This is a genomic window from Arthrobacter sp. StoSoilB22 (assembly GCF_019977315.1).
GTDB lineage: Bacteria > Actinomycetota > Actinomycetes > Actinomycetales > Micrococcaceae > Arthrobacter.
Window position 1 is genome coordinate 442,086 of sequence record NZ_AP024652.1, and the last position, 12,231, is coordinate 454,316.

A 12,231-nucleotide genomic window follows, 5' to 3' on the forward strand; every position below is an offset into this window, starting at 1 on the left:
CTCCCTTAATTTCCGTTAGGTCTCTTCCACGCTGAGCCAAATCATGATTCACTGTGGTACCGGTATCACAAGTTCCAACCTCCCTGTTCCAACTCAGGACTTACCCCTTCAGCCCGTCAGCGGTGAAGTGCACCCCCAACGGCGGGCGTGACTTCCCACTCCCGTAGGGGACACGGCTGAATCGGCCCTTCTACCGAAAGAAGAAATGATGCGTAAAAGCACCCAATCACTGATGGCATTGCTGGCCGCCGCCGCTTTGGCGCTTACTGGTTGTTCCGACGGCGGAAGCCAGCCGGCCGCTGCCTTGGACCCAAACGCTGAACCCCAGTACACGGGAACGCTCAGCATTCTCACAAAGTTCGGCGGTGACCCGCTTGAGCCGTACTTTGAGGATTTAGCTGCGGAGTACAAGAAGCTACACCCGGAAGTGTCCTTTGAGCTCATCCAGGAGACGGACCAGAGCATCAAGGACAAGACCAAGACGTTGACTGCCTCCCAGGCCATGCCCGACATCTATTTCACATGGGCTGGCAGTTGGGCCAACAACTTCATTGATGGGGGACTCGCAGCAGATCTGACCCCGATCATTGCCCCGGGGACGGAGTGGGGCAATGACTTTGGCGAGTCCGCGCTCAAGGCGTTCGCCAAGGACGGCAAGTACTTCGCAGTTCCGCTCTACAACAACGGCAAGTTCATGGGTTACAACCAGCGCATCTTCAAAGAGCTGGGCCTGACACCGCCGTCCACATTCGATGAACTGATCTCTTCCTGCTCCGTGCTGAAGGGAGCAGGCTACGAGCCGATCTCGTTCGGGAACAAGGACGGTTGGCCGGGGCTCCACTACCTGCAGCAACTGTTCGCCTACGAAGTGCCGGCCGATACGCTGCAAGCCGACTTCAGTCCGGCAACGGCCAAGCTGGAGGACCGGGGCTACCTCAAGGCAATGGACCAGTTCACCCGTTTGGTCAACGAGTGCACCGGCAGCGGCAAGGACTCCAACGGAGTCCTTTACACCACGGCGCAGCAGGCCTTGGCTGAGGGTAAATCAGGTATGTATTACCAGGAGATCCTTGAATTCGACTCCACTGCTTCTGCCGACTCAAAACTCAAGCAGGACGGGTTGGGCATCTTCAAGCTCCCCGCCGCAGCAGATGCCAAGGGCGATACACAAGCGATCGAAGGTTCCCCTGAGGGCTACATCATCAATGCCCGTTCCAAGAACGCCGCACTTGCAGCTGATTTCATGAAGTTCGTTACCAACAGCCAGAACGCTGCCAAGCTCTCTGCCCCGCCGTACGGCCAGCCCAGTGCGGTCAAAGGCGCGGTTTCCACGGAGAACTCTTCCGGACCCGTCATCGAGGGTATCAAGCAGGTGAACGAAGCTTCCGCAGCCATCACATGGCTGGACTCGGTTACTGTTCCTGCTGTTGCTGACGCCTGGTTGGCTGGTGGGGAGGCCTTGGTGGCTGGAACGCAAACCCCGGATCAGGTTCTTGCCTCTGTTCGGGCTGCTTCCAGTGCAGCAAAGTAGCCGGCAACGTCATGACTGTTTCCGATACTGCCTGGAAGCCCGCGGCTTCGCCGCCGGCGCCCGTTTCCGCTAAGTCGCCTCGAAACCGCACCAACAAGTCAGCCCGGTCGCGTCGCTGGCGCAACTTCGTTTGGGTGTTGCCAGCGGTCCTGCTTCTAGGCGTCTTTGCTTACCTGCCACTGGTACAGAATCTGGGCTTCAGTTTCCTCAAGTGGGATATCTACAGTGGCCGCCAGACCTTTGTTGGCGCTGACAACTACGTCCGCATGCTTAACGACCCCATCTTCTGGAAGTCACTCCTTAACAACACCCTTTACGCCATCATCTCCATTGCTTTCCAAGTGTTCGGGGCGATCATCCTTGCAGCGATGATCGAGGGACTACGAAGCCAGCGGTGGCGGGGAATCCTTCGAGCCGTCTATTTCGTACCCTCTGCTATCTCACTGACGGTGGCAGGCCTCTTGTTCTACTTCATCTACGAACCAGAGATGGGCATCCTTAACGCGGCGCTGGATGTCCTTGGCCTGGGGAACTTCACTCAGGCATGGCTGGGACAGGAGAACACGGCCATCTTTGCCATCATCGCCATGAGCCAATGGCAAGGCTTCGGGTATTGCACGCTTCTGTTCTCCGTGGCACTGCAGCGGATCCCTTCCGAACTGTATGAAGCAGCGTCCATCGACGGCGTCGGTCCCCTCCAGCGGTTCTTCTCAATTTCCCTGCCACTCGTCAGGGAAATGACCGGGCTGATGATGATCGTCACCGTATCCGGGGCCTTTCAAGTGTTCAACGAAGTCATGGTGATGACCAGTGGAGGCCCCAACAATTCAAGCCAGGTCCTTGGCACGTGGCTCTACAGAAGCGGATTCGTCCGCAATGACTTTGGCTACGCGGCCGCCGTCGCCACTGCTGTCTTCATCATCACGTTGGTCCTGGCCGTCATACAGCTTCGTATCTCCAAGAAAAGGAGGGTCCAATGGTGACGCGCTCAGCTGTGCTGCTGGTGCTCGGTAGGGTCCTCGTCAAAGCGTTCCTCATTGCACTCGCCGTCGTGGTTGTTTATCCGTTGGTCTGGATGCTGCTCAACGGCGTGAAGTCCAACTCCGAACTGTTCTCCAATCCCTTCGCCCTGCCGGTCGCGTGGAAATGGGACAACTACGTCACCGCATGGAACCGAGGGGTGGGCGACTATCTCACTACAAGCGTCTTGGTCACTGTTGCTTCCACCATTGCCACGGTATTTATCAGCGCTTGGGCTGCCTATGGACTGACCCGGGTAAATATCCCGTTCAACAGGGTGGTGCTGATTCTCATCCTTGGCGGCCTGATGCTCGCTCCCACAGTGGCACTGATCCCGCTGGTCAAGATGTTCCAGAGCTTGGGACTGTACAACAATCTCTGGGCGCTTCTGATTCTGTACACAGCCTTCCGTGTTCCCTTCACGACGTTCCTCATCCGGGCCTACATGATGGATCTGCCCGCAGAGGTGGATGAAGCCGCCTCAGTGGATGGGGCCTCAAAGGCACGCGCGTTTTGGCAAGTCATCTTGCCCATGTGCAAGCCGATCTTGGTTTCGACGGTTCTCCTGAACATCCTGTTTACCTGGAACGAATACCTATTCGCCATGGTGTTCACCAGCGGGGGAGCGCTACAAACCCTTCCCGTGGGGCTCACCAATCTGATGTCCAAGCACGGCACGGACTACCCCGTGGTTTTCGCAGGTATGGCCATTGCGGCAATTCCGGTGATCGTGCTGTTCTTCGCGGGGCAGAGGTATTTCATCCGTGGTCTCGCGGATGGAGTGGGCAAGTAGACGTGTGCGTACTGGGCTTAGCGAGATTCCGTGCCGGGGCAGCCCCAGGAGTTGGGGTTTTCCTGGCAGGTGTCGGCGACGAGTGCTCTTTCTGTTTTCCAGACGTGGATGGTTTTGGTGGGTGTGGTGATGTCCAGGGTGCCGTTGATGGGTAGTGGTGGGCCGTTGTTGACGGAGTAGGTTCCGGTGAAGCTGGTGGTGACTGCTGCTTGGTAGTTGCCGGTTTCTGCGTAGATGTGGCTGGTGCGGGTCTGGTTGTTGAGCCATTCGGCTTCGGGGATGGAGTAGCCGGCGGCTGGTGTGGGGCCGAGGGTGGTGCCGTCGCCGAAGGTGTAGGTGTAGTTGGTGGGTGTGGCAGTTAGGTGGACTGTTTGGCCGAGGATGGTGAGGTCGAAGGCTTGGTCGGTGGTGGTGGTGTAGAAGTTGGTGGGGCCGCCTTTGAGGGTGTGGGGGAAGGGTTGGGCTTGGAGGGTTCCGGGGTTGACGGGTAGTTGGCGGAAGTCGGTGAGGATCCGCGCGGCGATTTTGGGCAGGACGTTTTCGGGTTCGGGGTCATAGAGGCACGTCGGGCCGCTGACCGGGATCCAGTCCGTCCAGCCCGGATTGGTGATTGCTTTGGGGGCCTCCTTCCAAATGACCGGTGTGCCCTCCTCGCCTCCGGGCGCGGTGGCCGGGCATTCGAGGGCATCGCAGCCAGGGTCCTTCGTATCGGGACCGTCGGCCCGGCAATGGGTATCGGCCATGTACTGATTGGGGTCGTCGGCTGCGGGCGAGGTTGAAGTTCCGCCGAGACGAGGTTCTAGCTGCCCGCTTGCAGGGTCGATTGTGAACCTGCTGGTTAGGTCAATGGCATCTTGCTGATTGTTGTAGCCTGCCCAGGAATCCGTGTCGGCCTGCGCGGGACCGAATATCGTGAGTGAAAGTATGACGGTCGACATCGCTACGACTGAGGACGTGCGCACTAGCCAAGCGGGACGATTAGTTGATGATGCCAAGGTTGGTCACCGTCCAACCTGCGGAACCATATGTCGCGAATAGGCCAAAAGCAGAGTTTGTGGCCGCTTCCGAGGCACGCCCCGGAGTCCCATCAGCGTTGAAGTAGTCGATCTGCTCTTGGATGACTTGGACCTTCGCTTGTTGGTTCCTTGCTCCGTCTAACCACAGGGACTCAATGGCCGGGATAGAGATGCTGCCGCCGACCGACCACCGACCATGGATGTGGCTATCACTGATGCCTTTCTCTATCCGCTTGCAGGTCTGGCACTCGGGTGCGCTGAGTTGGGACCACATAGATTGATCGCCGGTCTCCGCAGCGTAGTTCTGTTGCGCGTACCAGTACCCAATGAACGCCTCCAGTCCGGCCTTCGAGTTCTCCTTCGCCAGGTCGGGCATGACGGGAACGGGCACGTTCTGTGCTTTCCCCTTGGCATCGGCGGGTTTGTACAAGGCAGGCGCCGTCTCTGTGGTCGCGCTCCCTGGCAGAGCAATCGGTGACGAAGCGCTCGAGGTGGGTGTCGCCGTCGTCGTGCCTGTTGGGGAGGCTGGGCTGCCGGGCGTGATACTGCCTTGGCAACCGCATAGAAGCACTGCGAAGGCGAGAGCCGCTACTGCCTGCCGGACGCGGACAGAAGGAAAGGACATAAACGTTTGGCGTGGCATGGTGCGGCTCCCCAGCAGCTGTTTCGGTGATCTGTGCGTCAGTCTAGGTGGGTCAAACATTGGCAACCCAGCCGGAAATTCTCGCTTGTGGATAACTTTCCTATGATCGCCGCAAAGGTCACCGGCGCATTCTTGCGTCGCTGGCATGGCAGGCGCGCGCAGCAGAAGTGTCCTCGAATGCAGACTTAGGCGTGAATCCCAGCGTGAACCCGAGTGCATCCACGGGAGCAGGAATTGTCGCAAATGGAGGGCAAAATGCCCGGAGAACTGAAGCCAGCCTCCGAGGAACTTCGTGCTTTCAGGGAGTCCGCCGGCTCGGACTTCAGGAAGTACGGTGACGGGCAGTTTGAGGAACTTATGAAGCCCGTCCAGGACAGGATCGATAAGAACTGCACGTAGCGGGAGCCGGGCGCGTTCCCTTCCCTCCGACGCTTCTCCCAAAGCGTCGGAGCTAGACGCTAGGGTGGTAATCAAGAGAAGGGGAGTGCTCCATGGAAGACCAGAATGTGCAGCTTGATCCCGTGCCCGGGGGCGAAATCCCTGGCACCGGACGCACCATCATCTCCGAGGCCGCCGTCGCCAAAGTTGCGGGTATCGCTGCCCGCACAGTGCCTGGCGTCTACTCCTTGGGCTCCGCTCCGTCCCGAGCGCTGGGCGCTATTCGCGACGCCGTCGGCAGCTCGGACCATGCAGCAGGGGTTCGCGCCGAGGTGGGGGAAACCCAAGTGGCGGTGGACATCACCTTGGTTGCGCTCTACGGTCATCCCCTGCACGGCGTCGCCAACCAAGTCCGCGCCGCTGTATACCGCGCCGTGGAGGAATTGGTTGGTCTTCAAGTGATTGAGGTCAATATCGAAATCACTGATGTTTTCATTGCACCGCCGGCGAAACCCGCCGGAAGCAAGGCAGTGGTAGTGGAAAGGGAGGCACTCCAATGAGCATGACCGTGGTGGGAATTGGTATCGGCGCTTTCGTGGCTTTCATGTCCTTCTCGTTCGGGCTATGGGGTTTCCTGATCTCCCTGCTTTTCATGGGCATAGGCGCCCTGCTCGGCCGCGCGGCTGAGGGCAAACTGGATCTTCGCAGTGTGCTGGACGCCATTACGGGCCGGCGCTCTTCGTCATGAGCGTGGCTGAGGCTGTGGAGAACACCACCAGCCTGGCCGGCCATAACCGGATCAGTACCCAGGCATTGACATCGTTGGCTCGGGCCGCTGCAGCGCAGGCGCTCGGCGTTGACGCCAGCCACATCCGCGCTGATTGGGCGGACGACGACGGCCTGTTGGCTTTGTCCATCGTGGCACCTATCAGCGTCCCGGCTTTGACAGAGGTGTTGCGTGATCCGCAGCGGGTCCAAGGCTTTGGAGGCTCCATCTGGGACCGCGCCGTGGCAGCCAAGGCGTTCGTTCTTGAAACCGTGACCCAGCTCAGCGGATCCCAACTGAGCAGGGTGGATATCAGAATCAGCGGAGCTCACGTCACTGAGGGAGGCCGCGTCCAGTGACCCAGGATCAGGAAACACAGCCAGTGAACGCAGCGGATCCGAACAGGGGAGCAAGCCCGGTGGCCGGGGAAGACCCGAGCATGAGCCGTATCCTGCGCCGTGAGACGCATTCGTCCCGCGCGGGAGCGTCCGTGATCGCGGCCGTTCTGGTGATCGTGCTCTGCGGTTACGCTTTGCTCGAATCAGGAGTTCGCGCCATAGGGCAGCCGCCATGGCTTATCGATCCCACCACGGCCGCGGAGCGCATTATCGCCCTCCCGGAAGGCATCTCACCGCTGCTGCTTGGGGCCAGTGGTGTGGTAATCGCCATGGTGGGGCTGTTCTTCCTGCTGCACGCCGTCCTGCCGGGCAGGCGCGCCCGCCACTTGCTCAGGGACCCGCGCACCGCCGTCGTGGTTGATGACGAGGTCCTGGCCTCGGCACTGGCACGTCGGGCACGAACTGCCGCGAACGTCACCCAGGAACAGGTCATGGTGGTGGTCTCACGGCAACTGGTGGTGGTGAACGTGCGGCCAACGTCCGGCAGCCGTGTCAGCGAAGAAGCAGTATTAACTGCCGTCCAGGCCGAACTTGAGGAAATGTCGCCGGTGCCTATGCCAGCTGTCAGGGTAAATCTGGCGTCCTCGGGGGTGATCGGAGCGTGAACGGAACACCGCGGACCCTTAACCGCATACTTCTTTTCATCATTGGTGTGAAGCTGCTGGCCATCGGGCTGCTTCTCGTGCTGTTGGCCACCGTGCCTGCAGTGGCCACATGGTGGCACGGTTGGTCTGCTTCAGTATGGGCGGGCGCTGAGAATGCCTTCAGGCAGACTCACCTCCCCGGACGTGAAGAGAGCTGGCTGTGGATTGTGGCCGGCGTCGTCCTGGTGGCCATCATCATTGGGATGATCGCCTGGGTTTCCCAGCAAGGAAAAGGCCGCGCCAACCTTCTGGTGGCGAGCGGCGATGACAGCGCGGTTGACGGCGAAGTCCGGATCGGTGGTGGCGTGGCCGAGCAGGCGCTCAGGTCCGCCCTGGCTGAAAGGACGGACCTCGCCGGCGCCTCCGTTGCCACACTCGAAGTGAAGGGCCAGCCCGGACTGCGCATCCGCATCCAACCACGGCAGGGTGTGGCGCCGCATATCCTGGCTGCGGAAGTGTCTCAGCTGGTTGAAGCGTTGGACCTGGTCATCGGTCAGAAGACCCCCGTCCTGGTGCACATGGTTTCCGGTGCCCGGGCAAGGTTTACCAAGGCCGAGAGGGTCCGCTGAGAAACACACCCTCAAAAAATCGAGTGCATCCGCATCCATAACCATCCTCATGTCGGTAGTAGGGGTATCAGCAAAAACCCCGCACGTCGGGCCGATCGAGGAGAAGGACATGCGCAGCAGAATACTTACGGCAGGAGCAGGAGCCAGTGCCGCGGCACTGGCAGCAGCAATCGTTTTGGCTGTCCCCGCGCAAGCGGCGGAGGGCGACGCACATTTGTCTGTACTTCACGGTGTGCCTGGGTTGACCGTTGACGTTTGGGTCAACGGAGCACGAACCTTGGACGACTTCACTCCAGGCACACTGGCCGGCCCGTTGGCACTTCCGCCGGGAGCGTACGATCTCGCAATTACTGCCTCGGACGCCGCCGATGCCTCTGCCCCTGTTATTGGGCCCGTGACGGTGACTTTGGCTGCAAACGGCAACTACACCGCCGTCGCCAACCTCGATGCGGCAGGAAAGCCAACAGCGAACTTCTTCACGAACGACGTCTCGCGCATCGATGCAGGCAAAGGCAAGCTGACCGTCCGACACACTGCAGCGGCACCTGCTGTGGATGTGCTGGCCGGCGGCACGGCCGTTGTGAGCAATCTGGCCAACCCTAACGAGCAAACACTCACACTGGACCCCGGTACGGTCTCAGCCGCAGTGGCTGCAGCGGGCACCACGGCACCTGTCATTGGCCCTGCGGATGTGACAGTGACCGAAGGAACGCACACCATCGTCTACGCGTGGGGAAGTCTCACCGACAAGAATCTTCAATTGGCGGTGCAGACCATTGACGGACTGCATTCGGCACCAGGATCGGTACCCGGCGCACTGGACGGCTCATCGGGCGCTTTGTCTCCAGGTGCCTCGGCAGGTGATGTCTCCACAGAACAGCTGATGCTGGGCGGTGGCCTCGCTGCGGCAACGCTGCTGCTGATCGCTCTGGGGATTCGTAGGGCTCGTGCTGTCACCTCCGGGATCAAGTCCTAAGTCCTTGGAACACGTCCTGGCCGTCCGCAGCGATGGCCAGGGCGTGCCCCGCATCAACAACGGCAGCCGCAGCATCTAGCCGGAGACCCCCAGGAAAACGCGTGATGACATCAAGTGAGCCACACCAAAGTCGCCCTATGCGCCTCCAAAGCGGTACAGGCCGCCGTCGCAGTGCGCACCAATGGATGGGAGCGCTGGCCGCCGTAGCTGTGCTCTTTCTGACGGCCTGCGGGACCCCGACGCCGTCCACGGCACCGAGTGCCTCCAGTGAGGCAAACGACTCGATCCCCAGCGTGCAGCAGACTCAACCGTCGATGCCTCCCGCCGAGCCTTCTGCGCCACCTGTCGAAGTCAAGCTGCGGGGCACAACTCCAACGCAGCCCGCGGCGACTCCCCCTCCTGTGTCACTCCAAGTGGCTGGTACGTCCATTGATATGGGCGTAGTACCCGTGGGGGTCGCGCCCGGTGGTGCTATGGAGATACCGGAAACCTTCTATGAGGCAGGCTGGTATCGGTTCGGGCCAGCGCCCGGAGCCGCGGAAGGCTCGGCTGTGCTTGCCGGACACATCGACACCACCTCCGACCAAGCACCGTTCTCCCAGTTGAAATCCTTGCCGGCCGGAACCTTGATCACCGTAGGACGGGAGGGTGCTCCCGCACTCAACTATCGGGTTGTTTCCGTCACGTTGATGGCCAAGGACGCCTTCGACGGCGAATCTTTGTTCCGTCGCACGGGTCCGCACGAACTCAAGGTTGTCACGTGCGGGGGCAGGTGGCTGGACGAACGAATGGACTACAGCGACAATGTCATTGTCACCGCGGTCCTTGAATAAGTACCCCAACCCGGCCGTGGTCCTCGTCGCTGACGCCGGGAAGGAGTCTCCTTTGGTATCCCCAAACGAGGTTTCATCCGCGTGGGACGATGCTTTGACCACTTCATTTATGGCGGGGGATGAGTCCGCACTTGTGGCCGCTTACAGGGAGTTCGCCCCGCTGGTGCACACGCTCGCCTTGAGGTCTTTGAGAGACCGTTCGGCAGCCGACGACGTCACGCAAGAGGTCTTCATTAGGGTCTGGCGACACCGCGACACCTTCCACCCGGAGGTCTCGCGACTGCCGGCCTGGATAGTGGGCATTGCACGCCACGCCATTGCGGACGCCCATTCTGCCTCTAACCGGGAAGTTCGCAGAATCCTTGCCGTCGCCCAGGTCCAGGACACTGGCGGGGCATCTCCAACAGGGGAAGCGGTTGAGGTAGTGGCCGACAGGCTGCTTCTGGACGGAGAACTGGACCGGCTTGGTGAACCGCAGGGCGCCATCATGAAATTAGCGTTCTACGAGGACCTGACGCATGAGCAGATTTCCCGCAGGCTTGAACTACCCCTTGGTACCGTCAAGAGCCACATTCGACGCAGCTTGATCCACCTAAGAAGCAGACTGGAGGTTGACCGTGCCGCACATTGATCCGGAAGAGTTGAGCCTCCTGGCGCTGTACGGTGCTTGGCTCGATGAGGAGGGCCTACGGCATCTCAATAGCTGCGATGCCTGCTCGGCGGAGTACGCCGCATTGCGCCGCGCCGTGGACGCCATGAAAACCACACCGGACAGCACAAGCTTTGAGGTGCCCGGCCCCAACGTGTGGAGCGGGATTCACCGGGAACTGAGTCTGTCCGATGCAACCCGGGCGGACCCCCTAGGCTCCGTAACGGGCTCCGCAACGGGCTCCGCAACGGGATCTGCAGCTGGCTCTGCAACTGGGACTGAAACCAGCAAAGCCGGCCACACCGATCCGCCCGAACCAGGGCACCCCCCGGCGCCACCCACAGACATACGTTCCGTCAAGAAGCGTCCCTTGGGGTGGCAACGCCGTGGGACCTGGTTGGCAGTTGCTGCGGCGGGGGCCTTGGTCATCGCGGGTGGAACGCTGTGGAACCTCAATCAAGCGGCAACGCCATTGGCGCGGGCAGAGTTGTCCCCACTCGCACAGCACACTGCCACAGGATCAGCGACAGTCCTTGAGTCCGCGGACGGATCACGAAACCTGGAAGTGAAGCTGAGCAAAGATGAAGCACAGGGCTACCAGGAGGTCTGGCTCATCGGCACGGACCTTAAACGGCTGATCAGTCTGGGAATCATGAGCTCGGATTCAGGGACCTTCCCGCTTCCGTCAGATCTGAATTTGGACGATTTTCCTATCGTCGACGTCTCTGATGAACCGCTGGATGGAAATCCCGGCCACTCCAGTGTGAGCATCGTGAGGGGTTCGCTAAGTTCCTGAGCCGTCCAAGCGGTTGATGCGCAGCCGTGCGCTGCCCTCGCATTCAGCAACGGGTAGCCTGAATCCCACACCCGAAGGAAAGGAGGCCACGGTGGCTCAAACGACGGCGGCCCAAGAGTTGACGCTCGAAGCGACGGTGTCCGGTCTCATGGCGGAACTTGCGGCATTGGAAGAGCCCCGGGCCCGCGAAGTGAACGAGAAACACGGCGATGACCACGGGGTAAACCTCAGCAAGCTGCGTGCCATCGCGAAGAGGTTGAAGACCCAGCAGGAGCTCTCCCGCGAGCTGTGGAACACCGGTGACACCGCAGCCAGATTGCTGGCGCTCCTGATATGCCGGCCCAAGGCCTTTGACCGGGACGAACTGGACAGCATGTTGCGGGAAGCACGGACCCCCAAAGTCCAGGACTGGCTTGTCAACTACGTCGTCAAGAAAAGCCCGCATTCCGAAGAATTGCGGGTTACCTGGTTCGCTGACTCCGATCCCGTGGTGGCAAGCGCTGGCTGGGCGCTGACCTCCGAGCGTGTCGTCAAGAAGCCCGAAGGCCTGGATCTTGTGCAACTGCTGGACGTTATTGAAAGCCACATGAAGGAAGCCCCGGACCGCCTTCAGTGGGCCATGAACCACTGCCTGGCGCAAATCGGGATTGAATTCCCGGAGCAAAGGACCAGGGCCTTGGACATCGGAGAGCGGTTGGAAGTGCTGAAGGACTATCCCACACCGCCCAATTGCACGTCGCCGTTCGCGCCGGCCTGGATCAATGAGATGGTGCGTCGCCAGGCACTGTAGTGTGGCCGATCAGCCTCGGTTGCGGTGCATCATCCGGTAGGTGAGCTCGGCGAGCAGCTCTTCATCGGAGAGGTGCGAGGCCCGGGCAATGGGAGCGCTGGGAACGGTAACCCGGGGAGGTCCCTGCCGTGATTCGTCGCCTGAGCGCATGTCGTCGGGGGTGATCATTTCCGGAGCGAAGTTCGATTTACCTTTGAGGACTTCGGACACCGAACCTGCCCTCCAGCCCAAGGCGTGCTCAAGCTTGCGTTGGTTGATCTCCTGCGTTCGCCGGGTCCCGGATTCCAGTGTGCGGACCGTCTTGATGGCAGTACCTGCCTGCTTGGCCAGCTGAACCTGGCTCAGCCCTTGTGCCAAGCGTTCTTCTTTGATCAGGCGGCCTATGGTTTGCAGTGCTTCAAGTTCATCCACGATTCCTACTTTTCCATA

The 12,231-nt window shown here is 60.5% G+C and carries 17 protein-coding genes; 14 read left to right on the forward strand and 3 right to left on the reverse strand.

Going from position 1 to position 12,231, the window contains the following annotated elements:
- Positions 1–205: 205 nt before the first annotated feature.
- The 3 genes from LDN70_RS02155 to LDN70_RS02165 are packed head-to-tail and all read left to right on the forward strand — an operon-like array spanning position 206 to position 3,344.
- Positions 206–1,531, forward strand: coding sequence for an ABC transporter substrate-binding protein (locus LDN70_RS02155; protein WP_223941585.1), 1,326 nt, complete (start codon positions 206–208; stop codon positions 1,529–1,531).
- A gap of 11 nt (positions 1,532–1,542) precedes the next feature.
- Positions 1,543–2,514: a carbohydrate ABC transporter permease gene (locus LDN70_RS02160; RefSeq protein ID WP_223941586.1), complete on the forward strand. Its 972-nt coding sequence runs from the start codon at positions 1,543–1,545 to the stop codon at positions 2,512–2,514.
- The gene (locus tag LDN70_RS02165) at positions 2,508–3,344 is read left to right on the forward strand and encodes a carbohydrate ABC transporter permease (protein WP_142936929.1); all 837 of its coding nucleotides are present in this window, start codon (positions 2,508–2,510) and stop codon (positions 3,342–3,344) included. The genes LDN70_RS02160 and LDN70_RS02165 overlap by 7 nt, the downstream gene beginning before the upstream one ends.
- A 17-nt stretch (positions 3,345–3,361) precedes the next feature.
- Here LDN70_RS02165 and LDN70_RS02170 read toward each other — a convergent pair whose 3' ends face one another.
- Both LDN70_RS02170 and LDN70_RS02175 read right to left on the reverse strand, forming a co-directional pair.
- Positions 3,362–4,087 (reverse strand): PKD domain-containing protein, encoded by a 726-nt coding sequence (locus LDN70_RS02170; RefSeq protein ID WP_223941587.1) that lies wholly within the window; start codon positions 4,085–4,087, stop codon positions 3,362–3,364.
- Between the two features lie 235 nt (positions 4,088–4,322).
- Positions 4,323–4,790, reverse strand: a complete 468-nt coding sequence (locus LDN70_RS02175) for a DUF6318 family protein (RefSeq protein ID WP_223941588.1) — start codon at positions 4,788–4,790, stop codon at positions 4,323–4,325.
- A 468-nt stretch (positions 4,791–5,258) separates the two neighbouring features.
- On the opposite strand from LDN70_RS02175, the gene LDN70_RS02180 reads away from it, so the two are divergent.
- From LDN70_RS02180 to LDN70_RS02230, 11 genes are all read left to right on the forward strand, one after another.
- Complete coding sequence (locus LDN70_RS02180; RefSeq protein WP_223941589.1) at positions 5,259–5,402, forward strand: hypothetical protein; 144 nt, start codon at positions 5,259–5,261, stop codon at positions 5,400–5,402.
- A gap of 92 nt (positions 5,403–5,494) precedes the next feature.
- Positions 5,495–5,941 (forward strand): Asp23/Gls24 family envelope stress response protein, encoded by a 447-nt coding sequence (locus tag LDN70_RS02185; RefSeq protein WP_142936926.1) that lies wholly within the window; start codon positions 5,495–5,497, stop codon positions 5,939–5,941.
- On the forward strand, positions 5,938–6,129 hold the full coding sequence (locus tag LDN70_RS02190) for a hypothetical protein (protein WP_142936925.1): 192 nt from the start codon (positions 5,938–5,940) through the stop codon (positions 6,127–6,129). Before LDN70_RS02185 ends, LDN70_RS02190 begins: the two co-directional genes overlap by 4 nt.
- Positions 6,126–6,506: a hypothetical protein gene (locus tag LDN70_RS02195; RefSeq protein ID WP_142936924.1), complete on the forward strand. Its 381-nt coding sequence runs from the start codon at positions 6,126–6,128 to the stop codon at positions 6,504–6,506. The genes LDN70_RS02190 and LDN70_RS02195 overlap by 4 nt, the downstream gene beginning before the upstream one ends.
- Positions 6,503–7,150, forward strand: a complete 648-nt coding sequence (locus LDN70_RS02200; RefSeq protein ID WP_223941590.1) for a DUF6286 domain-containing protein — start codon at positions 6,503–6,505, stop codon at positions 7,148–7,150. The genes LDN70_RS02195 and LDN70_RS02200 overlap by 4 nt, the downstream gene beginning before the upstream one ends.
- Positions 7,147–7,758 (forward strand): hypothetical protein, encoded by a 612-nt coding sequence (locus LDN70_RS02205; RefSeq protein ID WP_223941591.1) that lies wholly within the window; start codon positions 7,147–7,149, stop codon positions 7,756–7,758. Before LDN70_RS02200 ends, LDN70_RS02205 begins: the two co-directional genes overlap by 4 nt.
- Positions 7,759–7,867: 109 nt before the next feature.
- Positions 7,868–8,734, forward strand: a complete 867-nt coding sequence (locus LDN70_RS02210) for a DUF4397 domain-containing protein (RefSeq protein WP_142936921.1) — start codon at positions 7,868–7,870, stop codon at positions 8,732–8,734.
- 137 nt (positions 8,735–8,871) lie between these two features.
- Positions 8,872–9,567: a class F sortase gene (locus tag LDN70_RS02215; protein WP_223941592.1), complete on the forward strand. Its 696-nt coding sequence runs from the start codon at positions 8,872–8,874 to the stop codon at positions 9,565–9,567.
- A 16-nt stretch (positions 9,568–9,583) separates the two neighbouring features.
- Complete coding sequence (locus LDN70_RS02220; RefSeq protein ID WP_142937113.1) at positions 9,584–10,198, forward strand: RNA polymerase sigma factor; 615 nt, start codon at positions 9,584–9,586, stop codon at positions 10,196–10,198.
- The gene (locus LDN70_RS02225) at positions 10,185–11,012 is read left to right on the forward strand and encodes an anti-sigma factor domain-containing protein (protein ID WP_223941593.1); all 828 of its coding nucleotides are present in this window, start codon (positions 10,185–10,187) and stop codon (positions 11,010–11,012) included. The genes LDN70_RS02220 and LDN70_RS02225 overlap by 14 nt, the downstream gene beginning before the upstream one ends.
- A 148-nt stretch (positions 11,013–11,160) precedes the next feature.
- Positions 11,161–11,802 (forward strand): DNA alkylation repair protein, encoded by a 642-nt coding sequence (locus tag LDN70_RS02230; protein WP_223942578.1) that lies wholly within the window; start codon positions 11,161–11,163, stop codon positions 11,800–11,802.
- Between the two features lie 9 nt (positions 11,803–11,811).
- Here the strand turns inward: LDN70_RS02230 and LDN70_RS02235 are convergent, their stop codons facing one another.
- Positions 11,812–12,213 (reverse strand): helix-turn-helix domain-containing protein, encoded by a 402-nt coding sequence (locus LDN70_RS02235; protein WP_024819271.1) that lies wholly within the window; start codon positions 12,211–12,213, stop codon positions 11,812–11,814.
- Positions 12,214–12,231: the final 18 nt, after the last annotated feature.

Excerpts from the sequence above, each read along its gene's own strand:
- LDN70_RS02155 (WP_223941585.1), top strand. The coding sequence starts at position 206 with ATGATGCGTAAAAGCACCCAATCACTGATGGCATTGCTGGCCGCCGCC.
- LDN70_RS02160 (WP_223941586.1), top strand. The coding sequence starts at position 1,543 with ATGACTGTTTCCGATACTGCCTGGAAGCCCGCGGCTTCGCCGCCGGCG.
- LDN70_RS02165 (WP_142936929.1), top strand. The coding sequence starts at position 2,508 with ATGGTGACGCGCTCAGCTGTGCTGCTGGTGCTCGGTAGGGTCCTCGTC.
- LDN70_RS02170 (WP_223941587.1), bottom strand. The coding sequence starts at position 4,087 with ATGGCCGATACCCATTGCCGGGCCGACGGTCCCGATACGAAGGACCCT.
- LDN70_RS02180 (WP_223941589.1), top strand. The coding sequence starts at position 5,259 with ATGCCCGGAGAACTGAAGCCAGCCTCCGAGGAACTTCGTGCTTTCAGG.
- LDN70_RS02185 (WP_142936926.1), top strand. The coding sequence starts at position 5,495 with ATGGAAGACCAGAATGTGCAGCTTGATCCCGTGCCCGGGGGCGAAATC.
- LDN70_RS02190 (WP_142936925.1), top strand. The coding sequence starts at position 5,938 with ATGAGCATGACCGTGGTGGGAATTGGTATCGGCGCTTTCGTGGCTTTC.
- LDN70_RS02195 (WP_142936924.1), top strand. The coding sequence starts at position 6,126 with ATGAGCGTGGCTGAGGCTGTGGAGAACACCACCAGCCTGGCCGGCCAT.
- LDN70_RS02210 (WP_142936921.1), top strand. The coding sequence starts at position 7,868 with ATGCGCAGCAGAATACTTACGGCAGGAGCAGGAGCCAGTGCCGCGGCA.
- LDN70_RS02215 (WP_223941592.1), top strand. The coding sequence starts at position 8,872 with ATGCGCCTCCAAAGCGGTACAGGCCGCCGTCGCAGTGCGCACCAATGG.
- LDN70_RS02230 (WP_223942578.1), top strand. The coding sequence starts at position 11,161 with ATGGCGGAACTTGCGGCATTGGAAGAGCCCCGGGCCCGCGAAGTGAAC.